A 22,912-nucleotide genomic window follows, 5' to 3' on the forward strand; every position below is an offset into this window, starting at 1 on the left:
GCCCACCCCTCGTCAGAGGTCTAACTAGAAGCCGAAATTCAGGCTTCGGACGGCACGATGTTGACCGTCTTGCGGCCACGCTTCTCGCCGAACTGGACCGCACCGGCGGCCAGCGCGAACAGCGTGTCGTCGCCGCCACGGCCGACGTTCACGCCGGGGTGGAACTTGGTGCCACGCTGGCGGATCAGGATCTCGCCCGCGTTGACTTCCTGGCCGCCGTAACGCTTGACGCCCAGTCGCTGCGCGTTCGAATCGCGACCGTTGCGGGAGCTGGACGCACCCTTCTTGTGAGCCATGGCTCAATCCTCTTTCTGACGAAGATCCGGAGAAAGTTCTACTTGGAGATGCCGGTGACCTCGACGCGGGTCAGCTTCTGCCGGTGACCCTGACGCTTGTGGTAGCCGGTCTTGTTCTTGAACTTGTGGATCCGGATCTTCGGACCCTTGGTCTGCTCGACGACCTTGCCGGTGACCGAGACCTTCGCCAGCGCGTCGGCGTCCGTGGTGACGTCGCCACCGTCCACAAAAAGGACTGCGGGGAAGGTGTGCTCGGTACCCGGCTCGCCTTCGAGCTTCTCGACCTCGACGACGTCGCCGACGGCCACCTTGTACTGCTTGCCGCCAGTCTTGACGATCGCGTACGCCGACACGGAAGTCTCCTGCTTACTCGACAACGGGTGGGGGCTTGCGTGACCGGCCCACCGGATCTCTCTCGGTGGTCCAGATTCTGCGCAAGGTGCCCGCCGCTAAGTGGCGGGCCGTTCTATAGGTTACGTGGGGCTCCCCGGTGCGATCACACCGGGGTGCCTCACGGTGTTCACTAGCTCTTTTCCGACGCCTCGAACGGCGGACCGGCAGGCCGTGAGGCCGCCCGCCGCGGACGGCGACGGGTGGTGGAGCGAACGGCCGGGGCAGGCACGTCCACCTCGGGCTCGGAAACCTCTTCTGTCACAACAGCCTCAGAAGTCACCGGGACCTCGGCGGCTTCGGGCTCCGGACCCGATTCCGCGACGACGGCGAACTCTTCTTCGCGCACGGCCGGAGCCTCGTCGCCCGGCGTCGTCACCGGTTCACCGGCGAGTTCCGTCGCGGGCGCCCCGGCGACCGGCTCGGAAACCGGCTCAGCCGCCGCCTCGGCCGCCTGCTCGACGGCCGCTTCGGCAACGGGCTCAGCGGACTCCAGAGGCCTTGAAGCCTCCTTCACCGGCTCAGCGGGCTGTTCAGCCGCCTGCGGGGCGTGGCCGTTGAGCGCGGCGCCCTCGACGTTCTCGGTGACCTCGTGCGGGTGCTCGCCCTTGGCCGCCTTGGCGGCGTTGGCGACGGCGTGGACCGCCGAAACCACCGACTCGCGCTGGCCGGACGCCGGCGGCGCCTCGGTCTTGGCCGCGGCGGGCTCGCTCTGCGCCTGGTCCTCGCCCTTGCCCCGGCCGCGGGACCGACGGGAGCCCTGCTCCTTGCCGCCACCGCCGCCGCCGTTGCCACCGCCGTGGTTGTGGCCACCGCCACCGGTGCGCTGCGGCTCGGTCGAGACGACCACGCCGCGGCCCTTGCAGTGCTCACACGGCGTCGAGAACGCCTCGAGCAGCCCGGTGCCGATCTTCTTGCGGGTCATCTGCACCAGGCCGAGCGAGGTGACCTCGGCGACCTGATGGCGGGTGCGGTCCCGGCCAAGGCATTCGGTCAGCCGGCGCAGCACCAGCTCACGGTTGGATTCGAGCACCATGTCGATGAAGTCGATGACGATGATGCCGCCGATGTCCCGGAGCCGGAGCTGGCGGACGATCTCCTCCGCCGACTCCAGGTTGTTCCTGGTCACCGTCTCCTCGAGGTTTCCACCCGATCCGGTGAACTTGCCGGTGTTGACGTCGATGACCGTCATCGCTTCGGTGCGGTCGATGACCAGGTAGCCACCGGAGGGCAGCCAGACCTTGCGGTCCAGTGCCTTGGTGATCTGCTCGTCGATCCGGTGGTCGGCGAAGGCCGAACCGGTGCCCGTGTACCGCTTGACCCGGTCCGCCAGGTCCGGCGCCACGTGCTGCACGTAGTTGTAGATGGTGTCCCAGGCCTTGTCGCCCTGGATCTCCAGCTTCGCGAAGTCCTCGGTGAACAGGTCCCGCACGACCTTGACCAGCAGGTCCGGCTCTTCGTAGAGCATGACCGGAGCGCTGTTCTTCTTGCCGCCGTTGCCGGCTTCGGCCTTCTCCTTGATGACGTCCCACTGCGCCTTGAGGCGGCGGACGTCGCGGTCCAGCTCCTCCTCGCTGATGCCTTCGGACGCGGTGCGGATGATCACACCGGCGTCTTCGGGGACGATGCGCTTGAGGATGTCCTTCAGGCGGCGGCGCTCGTTCTCCGGGAGCTTCCGGGAGATGCCGGTGGCGCCGCCCGCGGGCACGTAGACCAGGAAGCGGCCCGGCAGGGAGATCTGCGTGGTCAGCCGGGCGCCCTTGTGCCCGACCGGGTCCTTGGTGACCTGGACCAGCACGGAGTCGCCGGTGGAGAGCGCCTGCTCGATCTTGCGGGCCTTGCCCTCGAGACCGGCGGCGTCCCAGTCGACCTCACCGGCGTAGAGCACGGCGTTGCGGCCACGGCCGATGTCGATGAAGGCGGCCTCCATCGACGGCAGCACGTTCTGCACGCGGCCGAGGTACACGTTGCCGACGATCGAGCCGGTGCCCGACGAGGTCACGAAGTGCTCGCACAGGACACCGTCCTCGAGCACGCCGATCTGCGTGGACTCGCCCTTCTCGGCGACGACCATGGTGCGCTCGACCGACTCGCGGCGGGCGAGGAACTCGGCCTCGGACAGGATCGGCGCGCGGCGGCGGCCTGCCTCGCGACCGTCACGACGGCGCTGGCGCTTGGCTTCGAGCCTGGTCGAGCCCCGCACGCTGCGGACCTCGTCCCGCGCGGGGCGCTCGGTCTCGGCGGCCTTGGCCTGCCGCACGTGGGTGACCGTGTTGGGCGGGTCGTCGCTGGTGGATTCGGTGCTGTCGTCGTCCCCGCCCTTGCGGCGGCGACGGCGACGGCGGCGCTTGCTGCCGTTGTCGGAATCGGCGTCGTTGTCCGAATCGGACTCCGCCGGATCAGACGTGGCCGACGCCTCTTCGGCGGTCTCGGCCTCTTCGGCTGCGGCGTCCTTGTCCTTCGCGCGCTGCTGACGACCGCGCGGGGCTCGCGGCTCTTCGGGCTGCTCGTCCTCGTTCTCGGACTCGGCCGAGTTCTCGTCGCCGCCCTTGCCGCGGCCACGGCCGCGACGTCCGCGACGGCGGCGGCGACGGCTGTTGGCGTCGTCACCGTCCTCATCGGTGCCGTGGCCCTCGGCCTGCTCTGCCTGCTCGGTCTGCGTCTCGTCCTCGTCGGAGGCGGCCTCTTCGGCCGGGGCGAAGGCGGGCTCCGGCTTGCGGGCGGGCTTCGCCGTGACGGGCTCCGGCGGCAGGAACACCGGCGACGGAGCGGCGAACACCGGGACGTGCACGGCGGCCCTCGCGCGCTTGGTCGTCGGCTGCGGCGGCTCCGGGGTCACCGGGGCTGCCAGCGCGGGCGGAACACGCCGCGAAGGGGCCTCCACCTGCGGAGCGGGCTCCGGCTCGGGCTTCGGCTCAGCTTTGACCTCTGCCTTGACCTCGGGCTCGGGAGCCTTCGGGGTCTCGACGGCGGGCGCTTCGGCGGCCGGGGCCGCTTCGACGGTCTCGGGCTCGTCTCCGCCGGTGAGGGCTTCGGCGAGCTTGAGGGCCACATCACGGGTGACGCTGGACTGCGCGCTGCGGACGGTCTCGCCGAGCTCACCGAGCTTGGCCATCAGTTCACGGCTGTTGGATCCCAGGAGCTTCGCCAGGGCGTGCACCCGGATCCGGGGAGGCAGTTCGGCCAGCTGGCCTGCGATGGGTGTGGCGGTATTCCCGCCGGTGACGGCGGGTGTGTCCGCGTTCGACATATATCTCCTCCGCCCCCGGGCGCGTCGGCTGGCTCACACCGGCTCGACGCGGCCGCGCAGGGGCCCCTTTCTGTTCGTTCCGCCGTGGTGGTCACCAGCAGCGGGAATCCTTGCCCGGCACCGCGACGGCGCCGGGATTGTCCGGGCGCCGCGTACGGCTGAAGGTCTACTCGGCGGAGCGCTGGCCACGTTCGCGACATCGGGCCGCCCGCCACGTCGTCGAGCCGCATGCAGCGGCGACGCGTGTGGAGGATGTGCAGCACACCACCGGGCCACAAGACCGCGAGCGCCACCTCTCACGTGTGCCCGTCGGCCAGCGGCCACCGCGAGTATCCCACACCCCGGCCCCACTCCGGTGTACTCGGTGCCACAGACCTGACCACCGGGCGCGCCGCGGCCACCGGCCGAGCGAACTTCGCGAGAGAGCTTGTCGACCCGGCCGACGGTGGCTAGCGTGCGCTCGGGGGTACCGAAATCCAGCCCAGCCCAGGCCAGGCCGCGGTGCCCTCGTCGTCCTCTGTTCTCCGGTGGGAGGTCCGGTGTCCCTGCTGGGGCGGTCCCTGCGAGCGGCCGTGTGCACCTTCATGGTGCTCTGTGGCTCGGTCGCCGCTGTCACGACGGCCGAAGCGGGCCCGTCGTGCCATCCCGAGGGACGGGCGCTGCGTTACGTCGTCGCCTTCGACCGGGGCACCTCCGAAGCCGAGGCCAGAGCGGCCGTCACCGGCGGCTGCGGCAGCACGACGGTCTACTACCCGCAGATCGCGGTCGCCGTGGCGACCTCGGCCGACCAGGCGTTCGCCGAACTGGTCCGGCCCGCCGCCGCGTTCAGCGCGCAGGCGGAACGGCTCGCGGTGCAGCGGGCCAACGGCACTCCGTCAATCAAAACCCCGTCGACCAAGACCCCGTCCGCCAAGACCCCGGCCGCCAAGACCGCGCCCGCGCGCGCCGCGCTCGAACCGACGGATCCGGCGAAGGTGCCCTCCGCCGACCGCACCGACGAGCAGTGGGACATGCGCGCGATCGGCGCCGACAAGGCACGGATGATCGAACCGGGCAGCCCGGACGTCGTCGTCGGCGTCCTCGACTCCGGCATCGACGCCACCCACCCCGACCTGGCGGCCGCCCTCGACCCCGGCAAGTCGGCGGGCTGCCTGACCGGCGCGCCCGACCGGAACTGGGCCGCGACGACGTCGGTGCACGGCACCCATGTGGCGGGGATCATCGCCGCCGCCGACGACGGCAAAGGGGTCACCGGGGTGGCGCCCGGTGTGCGGGTCGCCTCGGTGAAGGTGATCGACGACCGCGGGTACGCCGACCCGGAAGCCGCCGTCTGCGGGCTGATGTGGGCCGTTTCACAGGGCATGACCGTGACGAACAGCAGCTACTTCGTCGATCCGTGGTCGCTCTCGTGCGCCCATGACGACGAGCGGGGTGTGGTGAACGAGGTCATGGCCCGCGCCGTCGAGTACTCGACCTCGGCGGGCACGCTCAACGTCGCGGCGGCGACCAACGAAGCCGTCGGGCTCGTGCCGTCTCCGCGTTCGGGCGCCCGGACCCAGGCCGAAGGCTGCCAGGCGCTGCCCGCCGGTCTGCGGGACGTCGTCGCGGTGTCGTCGGTGAGTGAGGAGCGGGTGAAGGCCGGCTACAGCTCGTACGGGCTGGGCGTGATCGACGTGGCCGCGCCCGGCGGCGAGACCGGTCAATGCGTGCTTTCGACCGTTCCCGGCGGATACGCGCCGCTGTGCGGGACGTCGATGGCGGCGCCGCACGTCGCCGGTGTCGCGGCGTTGCTCGCGTCGAAACACCCCGGCTACAGCGCCCGCCAGTTGCGGGGGGCGCTGGACGCCCAGGCGACCCCGATCGCGTGTCCCGCCGACTACGACCTGACCGGCGACGGCGTGCAGGACGCGTACTGCACAGGGTACGCCGGGTTCAACGGCTTCTACGGGCACGGGATGGTCGACGCGCTGGCCGCGGTGGCGCCCCGGCGGACGGGCTCGAACCCCGCCCGGTGAGCTAGCGCAGGAGCAGCTTGCCGAACCGCTTCGACGACGCGTAGATCCCGACCGCCGCCAGCGCCAGCAGGTACGCCACGTTCCCGATCATGCTCCACGACAGGACACCGACCGAGAGCCCGCGCATCAGCTCGATCCCGTGGTACAGCGGGAAGATCTGCACGATCCACTGGATCGCCGCGGGGTACACCGAAAGCGGGTAGAACGTCGTGGAGAACAGGAACAACGGCATCAGCACGAGGTTGATGTAGTCGAACTGCGAGACCGACCGCAGGAAGGTCACCAGCACGATGCCGATGGCCGAGAACGCCATCGCGATCAGCAGTGCCGCCGGGATCATCAGCACGGCCCACCAGGAGCCGGGCAGCCCCATCGCGGTCATCACGCCGAGGAAGGTCACCGAGTAGACCCCGCCGCGCAGGACCGACCAGCCGACCTCGCCGAGCGCGATGTCCAGCGGACCGATCGGGGTGGCGAGCATGGCGTCGTACAGCTTGGCGTACTTCAGTTTGAAGAACAGGTTGTACGTCGAGTCGAGGATCGCGCCGTTCATCGCCGACGCCGCGAGCAAACCAGGCGCGACGAAGGCGACGTAGGTCATCGGCTGTCCACCGGGGCCGACGACTTCGCCGACGAGTTTGCCGAAGCCGAGCTGGAAGGCCATCAGATAGAACAGCGGCTCGAAGGCGCCGGACACGAACAGCATCCAGAAGTGCGAATACGTCAGGAAGGTGCGTTCCAGCACCGCATGGGAACGGCCGCTGTACAGCGCGGACGGCAGGATACGCAGGAGCACTCCGCGACGCGGGGCCTCGGTGAGCACTGCCATTTCAGACCACCAGCCGTCGGTAGAAGTACTTGTGCGCCAGGGCCCAGCCCACTCCGGCCACTACGACGAGGAAGGCGAGGTGGCCCAGTGTGGCGAGCGGGCCGACGGTGCCGAGGCTGATCGCCCTCGCGGCCTCGTTTCCGTGCCACAGCGGGGAAAGCCAGGCGATCCACATCAGCGGGGCAGGCAGTTCGGTGATCGGGAAGAACGTGCCGGAGAACAACGTCATCGGGATCAGGACGAAACGGAACACCAGGCCGAACCGGGCGCCCTCGTCGAAGGTGTTCGCCGCGAGCGCCATCACCGGGGTGCCGCAGGCGAGGCCGGTGAGCGTCCCGATCAGGATGACCGCGAGCACGCCGAAGCTCGTCCAGGATCCGAAAAGCGCCGCGATGACGGCGTAGATCGTGCCGGCCAGGGTCAGCCTGAGGCTCACCCACATGATCTGGCTGCCGAGCACCTGTCCCGGCGTGATCGGGGTGGCGGTGACGGCGACGTAGTCCTGCTGCCACTTGAAACCCGACAGCACCGGATAGCTCGACTCGCCCACCGCCAGTTGCGCGGCGCCGGCGACGAGGAGCGCGGGGGCGACGTACTCCAGGTACGAAAATCCGCTCGTCGCGGCACCCGCCTGGACCTGCGAACCGAACCCGAGCCCCATCGCGGCCAGGAACAGCACCGGTTGCAGACCGGTCGAGTACAGGGTCGAGAGCCAGTACCGGCGGTACCACATCCAATGGCCCTCAACCCGCAACCAGGCGCCCGCCCAGGCCGACACCACGCGGCCCGTGGAGGCCTTCGTCTCCGCTGTGGTCATCAGTCCACCAGCGTCCGGCCGGTGAGGCGGAGGAAGACGTCCTCCAGCGAACTCCGGCGGACCAGGCTCGACAGCGGACGCAGGCCGCGCGCGTGCGCCTGTTCGAGGGTGGCCTCACCGGTCATCGTGTAGAGCAGGACGCGGTCCGGCAGCACCTCGACGCGTTCGGCGAGGCCCTCGATCTGCTTCGCGGCCGCTTCCTGCTCGCCGTTCGGGAAGCGCAGCTCGACGACCTCGCGGGTGGAGTACCGGCCGATCAGGTCGGCGGGCGAGCCTTCGGCGGCGATGCGGCCGTTGTCCATCACGACCAGCCTGTCGCAGAGCTGCTCTGCCTCGTCCATGTAGTGCGTGGTGATGATCAGCGTGGTCCCGCCGGCTTTGAGCCGGAACAACCTGTCCCACAGCAGGTGACGGGCCTGCGGGTCCAGGCCCGTCGTCGGCTCGTCGAGCAGGAGCAGCTCGGGGTCGTTGACCAGGGACCGCGCGATGGTCAGCCGCCGCTTCATCCCGCCGGAGAGCGATTCGACCTCCGCGTTCGCCCGGTCGGTGAGCTGGGCGAACTCCATCAGCTCCTCGGCCTTGCTCCGCACGTGCGCGCGGGAAAGCCCGAAATAGCGGCCGTAGATCTGCAGGTTCTGCCGGACGGTGAGCTCGGCGTCCAGGTTGTCCTGCTGCGGCACCACGCCGAGACGGGCGCGGATCTTCGGCCCCTCGACGTCCGGATCCATGCCGAGGACCCGCAGGTCACCATCGGTGCGCGGGGACACGCTCGCGATCATCCGCATGGTGGAGGACTTGCCGGCGCCGTTGGGCCCGAGGAAGCCGAACGCCTCTCCCCGGCGGACCTCGACGTCGATCCCGCGTACGGCCTCGAAGTCGCCGAAACGCTTGACCAACGCCTTCGCCTGGACCATCGCCGGTTCGTGCTCTGAGTCACCCACGGTAGGCACCCTAGAACCTGCCACCGACAAAATTCGACCGGTTTATCCGGCCTCTTGTCGGTCGTTCCCCGCTCGTCGATACTCACCGACCATGAGCCTCAAGCCCAAAATCGCCCTGTTGTCCGTTTTTGTCAGCGCCGGGCTCCTGGTGGCGCCCGCCGCGCAGGCCGTCGACAACACCACGGCCGAGACCACTGTGGACGGCCGGACCGTCGATCCGCGGCCCTCCACCGCCAAGCTCGCCTTCGAGCTGCACAAACTGGCCCTGCTCAGCCACGGGAAGATCCGGGTGGACAAGATCGGCCGCAGCAACGAGGGCCGCCCGGTGTGGGCGGCGAGGGTCGGCCACGGCAAGACACGGATCCAGTACGTCACCCAGCAACACGGCGACGAGCCGCTCGGCACCCCCGCCGCGCTCGAATTCCTGCGCCAGGTCGGCGTCGGGCACAGCCCGTGGGCCCAGAAGCTGCTGTCGAAGGTCACCGTCGACATCGTCGTGCGCGCCAACCCCGACGGGAACGAACACGACTGGCGCTACAACTACGACCCGGACGCCACTCCCGAGTACGGCGAGAAGGGCAAGGGGTACGACATCAACCGCTACCACGACCCGTCCGTGGCGCCGAAGGACAACCCGGCCACCGAGGCCGGCCTGATCCAGCGGCGGAACGCGTCGTTCAAGCCGGACATCATGGTCGACTACCACATGCAGGGCAGGTACCAGGACGCGAACGGCAAGGAGATCACGGCTTCGACGCTGTGGCCGACGAACGCGGGCGTCAAACCGTCCGATGTGGACTTCGCGAAGCAGATCGCGGTCGTGGTGCAACGGTCGATCGACGGCAACGGCGGCTACGTCTCGCAGTACCCCGGCGGTGACTACCAGGGCATCGCGCGCAACGGGTACGGGCTGCTCGGCAACGGCAGCGTGCTGATCGAGCTGAGCCTCATCCCGGAGCGGGAGCAGCAGCAGATCCAGGACGCGCTGGCCTCGATGCTCGCGATCGCGCGGAGCGCGGCCGACGGTTCGGTGCGGAAGGTGGACCCGGCCGCCGCGGACGCGATCCCGCCGCGGGGCCCAGCGCTGCCAGGGACGACTGAAGAGGCGCACGAAGCCGCCTGACGCCTTCCCCAGCAGTCCGTGAAGGCCTCCTTGAGGGACTCAGAGTCCCTCAAGGAGGCCTTCACGGACTTGCCACCCGGTCGACGCGGGGACGGGCCTGTCAGCGGACGGTGATCGAAAGGGTCTTCGTCACGCCGTTGACGGTGACCGAAAGGTTCGCCACTCCTGGCCGCAGGGCGGTCAGCACCCCGGTCGCCGGATCGAAGGACGCGACGTCCCACGGCATCGCGGGCAGGAACCCGTCGGCGACGTGCGTGCCCCAGCCGCCCTTCCAGTCCGCGCTGACCGGGTACGAAACCGGCACCTGACGCGCCCCCTGCGTCACCACGGCCCGGATGTCCGCCTTCTGCCCGCGCGCCAGCGAAGCGGGACCGGACAGCGACAGCGAGTCGACGTTCGGCCGTGTCTCGAACCGCACCGGCTGCGCCTTGTCCCCCGGCTCGAACCGGACCATCGTCCAGCCGACGAACCCGCCGTCACCGGGGGCCGCCGCGGGCGACTTCCCGGAGTTGCCGTTCACCAGGTACGGCACGCCGTCGACACGCGACAGGTTGAACACGCCGGCGTGCGAGGCGATCGCGGCCGCCTGCTTCCCCGATTCGCGTTCGAAGGCGGTCAGCCAGCCGGTCAGCATCGCGGCTTCCTTGCGGTCGGCCAGCTGCGAGTTCCCGGTGGGGCTGGGGTCCTTGACCGGATGGTGCATCGCGACGACCACGCCGCGGATCCGCCTGTCCGCCTTCGCGCCGTCGAGCGCCTCGCGCAGCATCCGGATCTGGTCGAACCCGCCCGCGCGCAGCGAACCACGCGAGGAATCCATCAGCACCAGCCTGATCCCGGCGACATCGACGACGCGGTGAGTCTCGCCGAACGCCGCCTGGAACTCCGTGATCCCGTGCCCACCGTCGGCCTCGTGGTTGCCAGGGACGTAGCACCAGGGCGCCTTGCCGACCAGTTCCTGATCGATGACCGACTTCGCCAGCACGAAGTCGGCGGCCGTGCCACGGTCGACGAAGTCGCCGTTGATCAGCACGAGATCCGGTTTCGCCGCCACCGCCTCGCGCAGCGCGCGCCTGGCCTGGACGACCAGCGGGCCGTTCGGGTCGTCGGCGGTGAACTGCGCGTCGCTGACCACGGCGATCCGCAGTCCGCCGGTCGCGACACCATCGGTGATCAGCGCCGGGTCACGCGGCGCCGGATCGGCGGGGACGGCGGCCGCGGGCGCGACCTCGAAGGTGAGGTCGTCGAAGACCAGCTTTCCTTCGTACTGCTGGTCCGGGACGTTCTCGACGGCGTAGAACTTCGTCAGCCGCTGCCCGTCGGGGAGCCCGGCCGGGATCGCCGCGCGGACGTAGCGCCAGCCCGTCCAGTCGACGCTCAGCGAAAGGTCCACAATGGACGGAACGTTGGCGGTGTCGCGGAGTTCGGCCCGGAGCCAGGCACCCTTCGCGTCACCGTTGACCCACAGGCCGACGCGCTGGGTGCCGGGCGGAACCGCGATCGGCGCCGCCGAGTTGATGTACGCCGCACGTGTGGCGTTGGTCCCGGTCAGCCGGTAGTCCAGCGCGAGACCGCGTCCGCCGTCGCGGCCGGGCGCCTCGGAAAGCGCGGCACCGACGACGGCGGGGAAGACGCTGGCGGACCAGCCCGCCGGGCCGTCCAAGGACGCCGCCACACGGGATTCGGTGCCGACCGACGCCGCCAGATGCGTCACCTTCCCGCCGGCCGTGGCGGTGATCGCCGAAGCGCCCGAAGCCTTCAACGCGGTGACCGCGAATCCGTCACCGGACGGCTCGATCCGCACCACCGAGGGGTCGTAGTCGAGTTTGACGTCGTCGGGCTCGATCCACGTGCCGTAGCCGTCGGCGTCGTAGCCGAACACCTTGAAGGTGCTCTTCGCGCCTTCGCCGGACAGCGCGACCTGTTCGGTGCTCGTGCCCAGCCGGACCGGCGAGCCGAGGACGTTCAGCGTCGTCTTGCCCAGAACACCACCGCGCTTCGCCAGGACGTCGACGGTCGCGGGCGCGTCCGGCCGGAACCGGTCGGCATGCGCGGTGAAGACACCGTTCGTCACGGTGCCGCGGAAGGGATTCGTGCTGAGCCACTGAGCCTTGCCGTCGACGGCCGCGCCGGTCTCGTCGTGGCCTCCGGCGACGAGTTTCCGGGTCAGCCCGGAAAGCACGCGCGTCGCGTCGGCGGTGTTCTGCGCGGGCCGGGGCGAGAACCCGGTCAGGCGTCCGCTGCCGGGCACGGTGGCGACGCCGATCCCGTTGGGCACCAGGCGTTCCCCGCCGTCCGACGGCGAGTTGCGCACCAGCGGCGACTTCTCGCCTTCCTCACGGGCGAGCATGGTCGAGGAACCGCCGCCGTCGAGGTTGATGGCGTCGTCCGCGCCGAGCGACTTCATGTGCCGGGCGAGTTCGAGTTCCGTCATGCCGCGGCTGTCCGCCTGACGGCCGTCGACCGTGGCGAGCCACATCTTCGTGCCGTCGGCGGAGAACCCGACCGCGGTCCGGGGGTGCATGGCGACGTTGTCGACCGGCTGGATCGCACCGTCGCGCAGCAGGACGATGTTGCCGCCGACCGAGACGGACAGCTTTCCTGCGTCGGTCTTCGGCGCGTACGCGACACCCACGCGGTCGCCGGTCTTCAAGCCGGACAACGTGTCCACGCCGCCGTCACGGGCGAGCAGCACCGTCGCGCCCGCCGCGATCGGGCCGTCCGCGGGCTGCGGGCGCACCTGCGTGACGACCCCGTCCCGGAGCTCGATCTCGACGACACGCTGCGCGCCCGCGACCGAGGTCCGCCGCGAAGCCGCGCCCCACAACGGCGTGTAGACGCCGATCGCGCCTCCGCTCAGCACGGGGCTGTTGAAGTTCGACGCGGGCACGCTCTTGCCGTCGGGCAAGGTGACCGACGCGTCGAGGAACACCTCCGCGAGGCGCGCCTTGCCTTCTTCGGTGATCGACGCGGTCAGGTTGTGGCCGCGCGCGGGCGCCGTCTGGAGTTTCCCGGCGTCGACGCCGACGCCGATCGGCGCGCCGCTGGCGTTGATGTCGAAGAAGTCGCCGTTCACCCCGGCGACCGCGCCGGACCTGGCGACCTGCTGCGAAAGCGGTGTCCGCGCGGAAACCGTGCCAGGGCTGAGATACGTCGGCTTGAGGGTCTTGCTGGTCAGATCGACGGCGAGGGTGTCGCCGCGGATCCAGCCCGCCGGGTCGTACCGGTCGAACTCGGTGAGGCTCAGGCCCGGCGCCACACGAGAAGTCGCGCTGGTGGTGACGAGACCGTCGTCGGGCGCGGCGACGGCGTACGCGGACGGGCCCTCCTTCGCCGAGGAGGCCGCTGGGGCGGCTTCGACGGGCGCCGGACCGAGCGGAGCGGTCAGCGGATCGGCGTGCGCCGGCAGGGCGACGAAAGATCCGGGCAGCAGGGCAGCGAGCAACAACAGGCGTGATCTTCTCACGAATTACCCCACGATCGAGTGACAGGCGGCTGAGCTCAGCACAGCGGACGTGAGCCGCCAGGAGAAGACCCCGAGGTGAACGTGAACCGAACGGCGTAGGGCGCCGAAGGTCAGGGGGTGAAAGGCCCGGCGAGGAAGGTTTCCGCCGCGGCGACGTCACCGGTGATCTTCAGGCCCGACTCGGCGAGCCCGACCCGTTGCCACAGCAGCAAGTCCAGCCCTTCCGCGGGCCCTTCGACGACGGCTCCGGCCGTTTCGGCGGGTTCTGCCTGTCGCGATCCGGGAACGTCGTCTTCGCCCGGCGGTGTGATCAACCAGGCGTGTCCGGTGTCGGACGTCTTCAGCAGCACCGGAACGGTGACCGCGGGCGGGGTGTGCCACCGCTTCACCTTCGGCAGCATGCCGATGAGGACCTCGTCCACGCCGTCGGCGGCGACGGCCGGGTCGAAGGTGTACTCGGTTCCCGCCGCGCGATGCGCGTCGAGCAGGTGCACCGCGGTCTCGTGGACCTGGCGGCGGAACCAGAAGGCCTTGATCTTGGGAGCGGAGGTGAAGTTCCAGGAGCTGTCTTCCGGGGAAGCCCCGCGCAGCGCCTCGACGAGGCCGTCCGCGCATTCGGCGTACCAGGCGGCGAGATCCGCGCCCGGTTCGACGGCGAAGTCCTGCGGGGCGGGCTCGCCGGTGCGGGCGATCTCCGTCGCCCAGCGGTGGACGTTGCCGAGGTGGACGACCAGGTCACGCAGGCTCCAGTCGCCGCAGCACGGTACGGGCGCGGCGTGGTCCCCGGTGCGCGCCACCTGCGCGAAACGGGTGGTGAGGTCCCGTAGGTGTGCCAGGTGCTCGTCCGGTGTCATCGACAACCCCCAGATCCGTGGGTGACGCGGGAAGACCGCGTCACCCACGAGTGTGTCAGACCTCGGGGAACCAGAGCTTGAGCTCGCGCTCGGCCGACTCCGGGGAGTCCGAACCGTGCACCAGGTTGTACTGGGTCTCCAGCGCGAAGTCGCCGCGCAGGGTGCCGGGGGTGGCCTTCTCGACCGGGTCGGTGCCACCGGCGAGCTGGCGGAAGGCGGCGATGGCGCGCGGGCCCTCGACGGCGAGCGCGACCAGCGGGCCCGAGGTGATGAACTCGAGGAGGTCGCCGAAGAACGGGCGCTCCTTGTGCTCGGCGTAGTGCTCCTCGGCGACCGAGCGCTCGACGGTGCGCAGTTCGAGGGCGACGAGCTTCAGGCCCTTGCGCTCGATGCGCGAGATGACCTCGCCGACGAGGCCGCGCGCGACGCCATCGGGCTTGACGAGGACCAGCGTGCGTTCAGTCACGGCGGTATTTCTCCTTGGGTGGGTTTCGTGCTATTCGCCCGGAGCCTACTGGGTGCTTCGCCGCTCACTTCACGTCGGACCAGGGAATGGCCTCGATACGCTCCATATGCTCCTCGCCCCAGGCCCCGAGCACCGCCATCGCGGTGTTCAGCGAATGTCCGAACTCGGTCAGCGAGTACTCCACCTTCGGCGGGACCTGGTGGTATGCCTCGCGACGCAGCAGCCCGGTGGCCTCCATCTCGCGCAGTTGCCGGATCAGCACCCGTTCGCTGATACCGGGCAGCGCGCGCCGCAACTCCCCGAAGCGCACCGGCCCCTCCTGGAGCGAGAACAGGATGAGCCCTTTCCATTTGCCGCCCATGACGGCGATCGCGGCATCGAGCCCACAGGTGAACGTGCGGTTCTTGGTCATCCCATCACTTACCTTTTTGTCAGTACCCGGCAAATTAGTAGGTACTTGATCAAAGGTACGTGACGCCCCAGCATGAAGTCATCCCGAAGATTTCCTTTGACTGGAGCGAAAAATGCCGAAAACAGCGGTGACCGTCCTGGGGCTCGGATCGATGGGCGCCGCACTGGCGGACGCCTTCCTCGCGGCCGGGCATCCGACCACGGTGTGGAACAGGACGGCTTCGAAGGTCGATCCCCTTGTCGCGCGCGGGGCACGCCGAGCCGGAACGGCCGAAGACTCGGTGCGCGCGAGCCCGTTGATCATCACCTGCCTGACCACCTACGACGACACACGCGCGGTACTGGAAGCCGCTTCCCTGAACGGACGCGCTCTGGTCACCCTGAACACCGGATCGCCCGCGGGAGCCCGTCGGATGGCCGAGTGGGCGACGAGCCGGGGCGCGCGATTCCTCGACGGCGCGGTCAAGAACATCCCGTCGGCCGTCGGCGCGCCGGACACGTTGCTGTACTACGGCGGCGACAAGGCGGTCTTCGACGAACACGTGGACACCTTGCGGGTACTGGGCGGCGACACCGTCCACCTCGGCGAGGAGCCCGATCTCGCGGCGCTGTACGAAATGGCCGTCGGCGGCACCCTGCTGCCCGCGCTGGTCGGGTTCTTCCAGGGTGCCGCCGCGCTGAGGTCGCGCGGGCTCGAAGCCGAAACGCTGCTGCCGTACGCGACCAAGTGGTTCGAAATGATCATCTCGGCGCTTCCGATGTACACCAAGGAAATCGACAGCCGCGACTACTCCGATCCGTCCGCGTCGGTGGACATCTTCCACGCCGGCGCCGCCGCCGACCTCGAACTGGCCGAGGAAGGCGTCGACGTCGAGTGGCAGCGTCCGCTGCACGACCTCGTGCGGCGGGCCGCCGAGGCTGGGCACGGCGACCGCAGCATCGCGGTCCTGACGGAGCTGCTCAGCGCTGGGGCTGGAGGGTCTTCGACCACAGCGAAGCGCCCGAAGCGTCCCGCAGATCCACCTTGAGCGCGCCGCTCCGCCCGTCGATGTTCACCTCGCCGAAGTGCTGGAAACCGTCGGCGGGCGAGGTGTTCGCGGCGGGCGGGGCGTGCACGAACACCGCCTCCGGCCCGAAGGTCGGGTCGAGTGTGTTCGGGCCGAACGCGCCGGCGTTGAGCGGACCGGAGACGAACTCCCAGAACGGGTCGAAGTCGGTGAAGGAAGCGCGATCCGGCGAGTAGTGGTGCGCCGCGGTGTAGTGCACGTCGGCGGTCAGCCAGACGACGTTGCGCACCCGGCGCCGCGCGATCTCCCGCAGCACCCAGGCGAGTTCGGTCTCGCGGCCGCCGGGCGCGCCGGGCAGGCCGTTGGCGACGCCCTCGATGCCCTTGCCGTCGGGGACGGTGAGGCCGATCGGGAGGTCGGCCTGGACGATCTTCCAGGTGGCGGTGCTGCGGTCGAGCGCGTCGACGAGCCAGCGTGCCTGCCGGTCGCCGAGGATGCGGCCCGGTTTGGTCTGATCCGCGGTGTTGGCGTCCTTGTAGGTCCGCATGTCCAGCACGAAGACCTCGGCGCGCGAGCCGTACCGGAAGTTGCGGTGGACGCGGCCGTCGACGGCCTGGCGGCGGTCGATCGGGTGCCATTCGTGGAACGCCTGGAACGCGCGGGCCGCGAGCACGTCGACGCGCTTCTCGGTGTACTCGGGGCGGTCGTTGAGGATCTCCCCCGGATACCAGTTGTTCACGACCTCGTGGTCGTCCCACTGGACGTACGCGGGCACGTTCGCGGTGAAGCGCTTGAGGTTGTCGTCGAGCAGGTTGTAGGCGAACTGGCCGCGGTACTCGTCGAGTGTCTCGGCGACCTTCGACTTCTCCGGGGTGACGATGTTGCGCCACACGCGGCCGCCCGGCAGCGCGACGGTCTCGGTGAGCGGCGCGTCGGCGTACACCGTGTCTCCACAGTGGAGGAACAGGTCGGGACGGCGGTCGGCCATCGCGCGGTAGATCGTCATGCCGCCGCGTTCGGGGTTGATGCCCCAGTTCTGCCCGACGACGTCACCGGACCACACCAGTCGGACGTCCGAGCGGCCGATCGGCGCCGTGGCGAACCGGCCGGTGACGGCTTCGCTACACGTCCGGCCGTCGAGAGATTCGGCGGTCACGCGGTAGTGGACCTCGGTCCCCGGCAGCAGGCCGGCGACGCGGACCTTGCCGGTGCCGCCGGTCTCCGGGCTCATCACCGGCCCGCGCACGCGGCGCGCGTGCCGGAACGAGGGATCCCTGGCGACCTCCACGATCAGCCGCGAGGGACGGTCGGCACGCGACCAGACGATGCCGGAACCGGTGGTGACGTCGCCGGACTGGACACCGTGGGTGAGCACCGGGCGGTCGCGGCGGATCAGCGGGACGGGGTTCGCGGCCGCGGTTCCGGGGAGGAGCAGGCCGCCCGCGACGGCTCCGGCGCCGGTGAGACCGGCCTTGAGCAGCGTGCGGCGGTTGTGGTGGGTTGCGGTCATGGCGCGGTTCTATCCCGCGGCCACGGCCGGTGGGCCAACTGCGGTTTGCGCGGTGATGAACGAACGGACGGTAGCCGACTCAACCGTTCGGCCGATGCTCGCTCCGTGCCAACGCCGGTACTTTCGATTACGGGGATGATCGATCCGAATGGGGGAACGATGCGAAGATTCCAGCGTGGCCTCGTGCTGCTCACGGCAGCCTTGGCGGTATCGAGCCTGACGACGGGGGTCTCGTCCGCGGACGAGCTGGGCCGCTCGCGGGCGGTGATCAGGTACACCGAGTTCGGGATCCCGCACATCGCGGCGAAGGATTTCGACGGGCTCGGCTACGGCTACGGGTTCGCCTCGGCCAAGGACAACATCTGTGAACTCGCGAACACCTATCTGACGGTGTCCGCGCGGCGGTCCGCGTACCTCGGGGCGGGCGGCCACGGCAACCCGGCGATGAGCGAAGCGGAGAACAACCTCGACAGCGACCTGCATTTCCAGCGGATCAACGATTCCGGCGTGGTCGAACGGCTCCTCGCGCAGCCCGCGCCGCTCGGCCCGCGAACGGAAGTGCGGCAACTGGCTTCCGGGTACGTCGAGGGCTACAACGCGTATCTGAAGCAGACCGGCGTCCGGCGCATCACCGATCCGGTGTGCCGCGGCGCGGACTGGGTCCGGCCGATCACCGAGCTGGACTTCTACCGGCACTTCTACGCCATCGCCTCGGTCGGCGGGCAGGGCATGCTCGCCTCGGACCTGGCCAGGACCCAGCCTCCGTCCACAAAGGACGTACCGGCCGCCGGGCCGGACGCGGCGCAGCGGATCGCCGAAGGGTTCCGCAAGGCCATGGGAACCGGCGAACTCGGCAGCAACGGCATCGCGATCGGCGGGGACGGGACACGGTCGGGCGGCGGGCTGCTGCTGGGGAATCCGCACTACCCGTGGCAGGGCGGGCGCCGGTTCTGGCAGTCACAGCTGACCATTCCCGGCCGCTTCGACGTCGCAGGCGGGAGCCTGCTGGGCATCCCGATGCCGCAGATCGGGCACACCGCCGACGTAGCGTGGACGCATACGGTGTCGACCGCGACCACCTTCGGCCTCTTCGAAGTGCCGCTGGTCCCCGGTGACCCGACGACGTACCTCGTCGACGGCAAACCGGAGAAGATGACCGCACGCGAGGTGAAGGTCGAGGTCAAGGAACCGGGTGGCGAGCGGAAGCAGGTCAGCCGCACGTTCTACGGGACCAGGTACGGCCAGGTCGTCGGGTCGGCCTTCGACGTGCCCATGCCGTGGACGACGAAGTCCGCGCACACCTTGCGGGACGGGAACGCGGGCAATCTCCGCGGCCTCAACACCTGGTTCGAACTGAGCGAAGCGCACAGCACCAAAGACGTCGCCGACACGCTCGCGCGCACGCAGGGCGTCCCGTGGGTCAACACCATCGCCGCCGACAGGGCGGGCAACGCGCTGTACAGCGACATCCAGGTGGTCCCGCACGTCACCGACGAGCTGGCCGCGACCTGTGGCACCCCGCTCGGGAACCAGCTGTTCGCGCTCGGCGGATTGTCCATCTTGGACGGTGGGAAGTCCTCGTGCGGCTGGGGTTCCGACCCGGATTCCCTGGAACCGGGCCTGTTCGGGCCGTCCAAGCTGCCCTTGCAGCAGCGGCGTGACTACGAACTCAACGCCAACGACAGCGCCTGGCTCGCCAACGCCCGCGCGCCGATCGCGCCGCTCCCCCGGATCGTCGGCACGACCGGGACGACCCGATCGGACAGGACCAGGGAAGCGCTGATCTCCGCTGAAGAAGGTATGGCGGGCAAGGGTTTCACGCCGTCGTCGATGAAGGACCTGCTGTACCGCGACCGGAGCCGCACCGCCGAACTCGCCGCCGCCGACACGGCGAAGATGTGCGCGTCCTTCCCTGGCGGGCAGGCACCGTCCGCGTCCGGGCCGGTGCCCGTCGGCAACGCCTGCTCGACGCTCGCGTCCTGGGACCGCACCTTCCGGCTCGACAGCCGCGGCGCGCTGTTCTTCCAGCGGTTCGCGGCCCGGCTCGGCGGGCTGCGGGACTTCTGGCAGGTCCCCTTCGACCCGGCCCAGCCGGTGACGACGCCGCGTTCACTCGCGACCGGGAACCCTGTCGTGCAGAAGGCTTTCGGTGACACGCTCACGGAATTCCGCGCCGGCGGCATCCCGGTCGACGGCAGGCTCGGCGACAACCAGACGGTGACGCGGGCCGGTCAGCGGATCCCGATCCACGGCGGGCCCGGCGGCCTGGGCGTGCTCAACGTGATCACGGCCCAGTGGGATCCGGCGGGCGGCAACCGCGAGGTCGCGCACGGATCCAGTTTCGTGCAGGTGGTCGGGTTCAGCGGCAAGGCCTGCCCGGACGTCTCGACGATCATGACGTACTCGCAGTCGACCGACGTCACGTCGCCGCATTTCGCCGACCAAACGCGGCTGTACTCGCGGGGCGGCTGGGTGCGGGGACGGTTCTGCGGTGCCGACATCGCGGCGTCACCGGAGCTGAAGGTGGTGCGGCTGCGGTAAGCACCGGGCCGCACTCGCGTGCTTGAAGACGGAACTCGCGTGATCGGAGACGGAACTCGCGTGATCAGACACCGCACACCCGAGTGCGGCGTCCAGACACGTGAGTTCCGTTTCTGATCACGCGAATGACGCCTTCGTCCTGGCTGCGAGAACCGCTACTGGGGTTGCTGTTGCTGGCTCGGCAGGGTCCCGGCCGCCATCCGCCGGGCCACGTCCCGCCGCAGCCACAGCAGCCACAGCCAGATCCCGAGGAAGATCACCCCGAGGATCGCCACGGCGGGCAGCGCGACGAAGAACGCGATCAGGGCGACCTGCAGCACGAGCACCGCGGGCACCGCCCAGGGCTTCTTCAGGAAACCGCACAGCACGATCAGCGCGACCGCGACAGCGATCACCGACCAGCCGGTGACCGAGCCGATCCCGCTGCCGAGTTTCGCCACCACCGGCAGCGCCAGCGCGACGGTGATGCCCTCCATGATCAGGGAACCGGCCATCACGCCGCGGAAGGACTTCATCGGGTCCTTGGCCGGCGGCTTCGGGGTCTCGTCGGTCACGCCGGCTCCTTACCGAACAGGGTCCTGGCCTCGCCCGCGGTGACGACCGAGCCGGTGACCAGCACACCGCCGCCCGCCAGAGGTTCCTCCGGGTCGTCGCTCTGCTCGACGAGGCCGATGGCGGTTTCGATCGCGGCGTCCAGGCTCGGTTCGGCCACGACGCGGTCTTCGCCGAAGATCGAGATGGCGATGTCGTTGAGTTCGTCGAGCGGCATCGCGCGCGGGGACGAGTTCTTGGTGACGACGATCTCGGTGACGACCGGTTCGAGGGCGTCCAGGATTCCCCTCGCGTCCTTCTCGGCCATCACGCCGACCACGGCGGCGAGGCGCCGGAAGGCGAACTCCTCGGCGACGGTGGTGGCGAGCGCCTTGGCGCCGTGCGGGTTGTGCGCGGCGTCGAGCAGCACGGTCGGTGCGGCGCGGACGCGCTCCAGCCTGCCGGGGGTCTCCACCTCGGCGAAGGCCTCTCGAACGGCTTCGACGACCAGTTGTTTGTCCTTGCCCGCGCCGAAGAAGGCTTCGACGGCGGCCAGTGCGAGCGCGGCGTTGGCCGCCTGGTGCGCGCCGTGCAGCGGCAGGAAGATCTCGTCGTAGACCCCGCCGAGGCCCTGCAGCTTCAGCAGCTGCCCGCCGACGGCGATCTCGCGTTCCAGCACGCCGAACTCGCTGCCCGCGCGGGCGACGGCCGCGTCGACCTCGACGGCGCGTTCCAGCAGGATCTTCTGCACGTCGGGGTCCTGCTCGGCGATGACCGCGACGCTGCCGGGCTTGATGATCCCGGCCTTCTCCACCGCGGCTTTGACCGGGGAACCGCCGAAGTACTCGACGTGGTCGACGCCGATCGGCGTGATGACGGCGACGTCGCCGTCCGCGACGTTGGTGGCGTCCCAGGAGCCGCCGAGACCGGTTTCGACGACCGCGGCCTCGACGGGCGCGTCGGCGAAGGCCGCGAACGCCATCCCGGTGAGCACCTCGAACTTGCTCATCGGCACCCCGTCGGGCCCGCCCGCGTTGTCCACCATGGTCACGTACGGCGCGACGTCGCGATACAGGTCGACGTACGCGGCGGCGGAGATGGGGACGCCGTCCAGCGCGATCCGCTCGGTGACCAGCTGCAGATGCGGGCTCGTGTACCGGCCGACGCGCAGGCCCATCCGGGTCAGCAGCGCGTCGATCATCCGCGTGGTCGAACCCTTGCCGTTGGTCCCGGCGACGTGCAGCACCGGGTAGCCGCGGTGCGGTTCACCCATGAGGTTGACCAGGGCCGCGATCCGGGCGAGGGACGGTTCGATCTTGGTCTCGGGCCAGCGCTGGTTCAGCTCGGCCTCGACGGCGAGCAGTTCGCGGCGCGCCTGCTGGCCGTTGGGGTCGGACGGGGTGAACTCGTCGCCCTGGTCGTCCAGTTCGTGCAGTTCCACGTCCTCGGGGGCGACGAGGTCCGGCACGGGCCCGAGCGCGAGGTTGTCCCCCAGCTGCCCGATCCCGCCGATCCCGCCGCCGGCGCCGCCGCCCGCCTGGTACGCGGCGTCGGGTGCGTCCAGATCCGGGTCGGTGTCGTCGGCCGGATCGTGGGCGCGTGCCCCCAATTCGTCGACACCGGCGAAACTGTCCAGATCTGCCAGGTCCGGGGATTCCCTGAAATCTTCGGAATCCCGGCCGTCACCTCGCGGCACGAACTCTCCTCTTAGCCTTGCTGCCTGTCGGGCCGAGTCTACGTGCGGCTTTTGCTGGCACTCTCGACGCATGGGGTTCAACCACAACGACCACTACCACCCGCTGCTGCTCGACCACCTGCCGCCCGGTCCGGGGGTGGCGCTGGACGTGGGCTGCGGCGGCGGACGGTTCGCCCGGCGGCTCGCGGCGACCGGTATGCACGTCGAGGCGATCGACCGGTCCGGCCCGATGATCGACCTGGCCCGTGCGGCGGGCTCGCCGGGCCCCGGCACGATCTCGTACCGGCAGGCCGACGTCTCCGCCGAGAAGCTGCCGGAGGGCGCGTACGACTTCATCTCCTGCCTCGCGTCGCTGCATCATGTGCCCTTCGACACGGTCACGAGGCTGCGGGACGCGCTGGTCCCCGGCGGGGTGCTGGCCGTGCTCGGCCTCGGCAAGCCCAGCACGCCCGCCGACTACGCGCGTGCCCTGGTGGCCTCGCCGGTCAACGCGCTGGCCAGGGTGGTCGTGTACGCGGGCGAACGGCTCAACGGCGGGATCGATCCGCTGCCGACGGCGCCCATCCACGAGACCTTCCCCCCGATGAACCGGATCCGGCGTGACGCGGCCCGGCTGCTGCCGGGAAGCAGGCTCCGGAGCCTGCTCTTCTACCGCTATCTCCTCGTCTACCGCAGACCCGAAGAAGACCACCCGATGTGACACCCCAAGCGGGTGAAACCGGGACCCGACCACCCGATCGGCGGCGCCGACCCGGCCGGATGCGGTTCATTT

Annotated in this window: 18 protein-coding genes; 5 read left to right on the forward strand and 13 right to left on the reverse strand. The window is 70.0% G+C overall.

The genetic code is table 11. The features are described from left to right. Positions 1-38 precede the first annotated feature (38 nt). The 3 genes from rpmA to AMYAL_RS0101125 all read right to left on the reverse strand — a co-directional run bounded on the left by rpmA (position 39) and on the right by AMYAL_RS0101125 (position 3,936). Positions 39-296, reverse strand: a complete 258-nt coding sequence (gene rpmA / locus AMYAL_RS0101115; protein ID WP_003067129.1) for a 50S ribosomal protein L27 — start codon at positions 294-296, stop codon at positions 39-41. A gap of 38 nt (positions 297-334) precedes the next feature. After that, positions 335-649, reverse strand: a complete 315-nt coding sequence (rplU, locus tag AMYAL_RS0101120) for a 50S ribosomal protein L21 (protein WP_005158538.1) — start codon at positions 647-649, stop codon at positions 335-337. Positions 650-819: 170 nt separating this feature from the next. Then, positions 820-3,936, reverse strand: coding sequence for a translation initiation factor IF-2 N-terminal domain-containing protein (locus AMYAL_RS0101125; protein WP_020629457.1), 3,117 nt, complete (start codon positions 3,934-3,936; stop codon positions 820-822). Between the two features lie 539 nt (positions 3,937-4,475). On the opposite strand from AMYAL_RS0101125, the gene AMYAL_RS0101130 reads away from it, so the two are divergent. Continuing rightward, positions 4,476-5,951: a S8 family peptidase gene (locus AMYAL_RS0101130; protein WP_020629458.1), complete on the forward strand. Its 1,476-nt coding sequence runs from the start codon at positions 4,476-4,478 to the stop codon at positions 5,949-5,951. A 1-nt stretch (position 5,952) separates the two neighbouring features. Here AMYAL_RS0101130 and AMYAL_RS0101135 read toward each other — a convergent pair whose 3' ends face one another. Genes AMYAL_RS0101135 through AMYAL_RS0101145 form a run of 3 tightly spaced genes read right to left on the reverse strand, consistent with a single transcriptional unit; the run spans position 5,953 to position 8,511 of the window. Then, positions 5,953-6,780 carry an ABC transporter permease gene (locus tag AMYAL_RS0101135; RefSeq protein ID WP_026466633.1) on the reverse strand — a complete coding sequence of 276 codons (828 nt, stop codon included), beginning with the start codon at positions 6,778-6,780 and terminating at the stop codon, positions 5,953-5,955. Between the two features lies 1 nt (position 6,781). Continuing rightward, positions 6,782-7,597, reverse strand: a complete 816-nt coding sequence (locus tag AMYAL_RS0101140) for an ABC transporter permease (RefSeq protein WP_020629460.1) — start codon at positions 7,595-7,597, stop codon at positions 6,782-6,784. Then, entirely contained in the window at positions 7,597-8,511 is a 915-nt protein-coding gene (locus AMYAL_RS0101145) for an ABC transporter ATP-binding protein (RefSeq protein ID WP_051137490.1), read from the reverse strand. The genes AMYAL_RS0101140 and AMYAL_RS0101145 overlap by 1 nt, the downstream gene beginning before the upstream one ends. A gap of 118 nt (positions 8,512-8,629) precedes the next feature. Here AMYAL_RS0101145 and AMYAL_RS0101150 point away from each other — a divergent pair, with 118 nt between their 5' ends. Then, positions 8,630-9,661 carry a M14 family zinc carboxypeptidase gene (locus tag AMYAL_RS0101150; protein ID WP_020629462.1) on the forward strand — a complete coding sequence of 344 codons (1,032 nt, stop codon included), beginning with the start codon at positions 8,630-8,632 and terminating at the stop codon, positions 9,659-9,661. A gap of 100 nt (positions 9,662-9,761) precedes the next feature. Here the strand turns inward: AMYAL_RS0101150 and AMYAL_RS0101155 are convergent, their stop codons facing one another. The 4 genes from AMYAL_RS0101155 to AMYAL_RS0101170 form a co-directional block, all read right to left on the reverse strand. Beyond that, the gene (locus AMYAL_RS0101155; RefSeq protein WP_020629463.1) at positions 9,762-13,106 is read right to left on the reverse strand and encodes a phosphodiester glycosidase family protein; all 3,345 of its coding nucleotides are present in this window, start codon (positions 13,104-13,106) and stop codon (positions 9,762-9,764) included. A gap of 128 nt (positions 13,107-13,234) precedes the next feature. Further along, entirely contained in the window at positions 13,235-13,978 is a 744-nt protein-coding gene (locus AMYAL_RS0101160; RefSeq protein ID WP_039793756.1) for a maleylpyruvate isomerase family mycothiol-dependent enzyme, read from the reverse strand. A gap of 55 nt (positions 13,979-14,033) precedes the next feature. Then, complete coding sequence (gene ndk / locus AMYAL_RS0101165) at positions 14,034-14,444, reverse strand: nucleoside-diphosphate kinase (protein ID WP_020629465.1); 411 nt, start codon at positions 14,442-14,444, stop codon at positions 14,034-14,036. 64 nt (positions 14,445-14,508) lie between these two features. After that, positions 14,509-14,856: a winged helix-turn-helix transcriptional regulator gene (locus AMYAL_RS0101170; RefSeq protein ID WP_020629466.1), complete on the reverse strand. Its 348-nt coding sequence runs from the start codon at positions 14,854-14,856 to the stop codon at positions 14,509-14,511. Between the two features lie 112 nt (positions 14,857-14,968). Between AMYAL_RS0101170 and AMYAL_RS0101175 the strand changes: the two genes are divergently transcribed. After that, the gene (locus AMYAL_RS0101175) at positions 14,969-15,883 is read left to right on the forward strand and encodes an NAD(P)-dependent oxidoreductase (RefSeq protein ID WP_026466636.1); all 915 of its coding nucleotides are present in this window, start codon (positions 14,969-14,971) and stop codon (positions 15,881-15,883) included. On the opposite strand, the gene AMYAL_RS0101180 is transcribed toward AMYAL_RS0101175, so the two are convergent. Continuing rightward, entirely contained in the window at positions 15,816-17,372 is a 1,557-nt protein-coding gene (locus tag AMYAL_RS0101180) for an alkaline phosphatase D family protein (protein WP_020629468.1), read from the reverse strand. The genes AMYAL_RS0101175 and AMYAL_RS0101180 overlap by 68 nt on opposite strands. Before the next feature lie 159 nt (positions 17,373-17,531). On the opposite strand from AMYAL_RS0101180, the gene AMYAL_RS0101185 reads away from it, so the two are divergent. Then, positions 17,532-19,913: a penicillin acylase family protein gene (locus AMYAL_RS0101185; protein WP_026466637.1), complete on the forward strand. Its 2,382-nt coding sequence runs from the start codon at positions 17,532-17,534 to the stop codon at positions 19,911-19,913. A 155-nt stretch (positions 19,914-20,068) separates the two neighbouring features. On the opposite strand, the gene AMYAL_RS0101190 is transcribed toward AMYAL_RS0101185, so the two are convergent. Both AMYAL_RS0101190 and folC read right to left on the reverse strand, forming a co-directional pair. Further along, positions 20,069-20,467 (reverse strand): DUF4233 domain-containing protein, encoded by a 399-nt coding sequence (locus AMYAL_RS0101190; protein WP_020629470.1) that lies wholly within the window; start codon positions 20,465-20,467, stop codon positions 20,069-20,071. Next, positions 20,464-22,140, reverse strand: a complete 1,677-nt coding sequence (folC, locus tag AMYAL_RS0101195; protein WP_020629471.1) for a bifunctional tetrahydrofolate synthase/dihydrofolate synthase — start codon at positions 22,138-22,140, stop codon at positions 20,464-20,466. The genes AMYAL_RS0101190 and folC overlap by 4 nt, the downstream gene beginning before the upstream one ends. Positions 22,141-22,210: 70 nt before the next feature. On the opposite strand from folC, the gene AMYAL_RS0101200 reads away from it, so the two are divergent. Beyond that, on the forward strand, positions 22,211-22,840 hold the full coding sequence (locus AMYAL_RS0101200; protein ID WP_020629472.1) for a class I SAM-dependent methyltransferase: 630 nt from the start codon (positions 22,211-22,213) through the stop codon (positions 22,838-22,840). The last annotated feature ends 72 nt before the right edge of the window (positions 22,841-22,912 follow it).

It is taken from the genome of Amycolatopsis alba DSM 44262 (genome assembly GCF_000384215.1).
GTDB lineage: Bacteria > Actinomycetota > Actinomycetes > Mycobacteriales > Pseudonocardiaceae > Amycolatopsis > Amycolatopsis alba.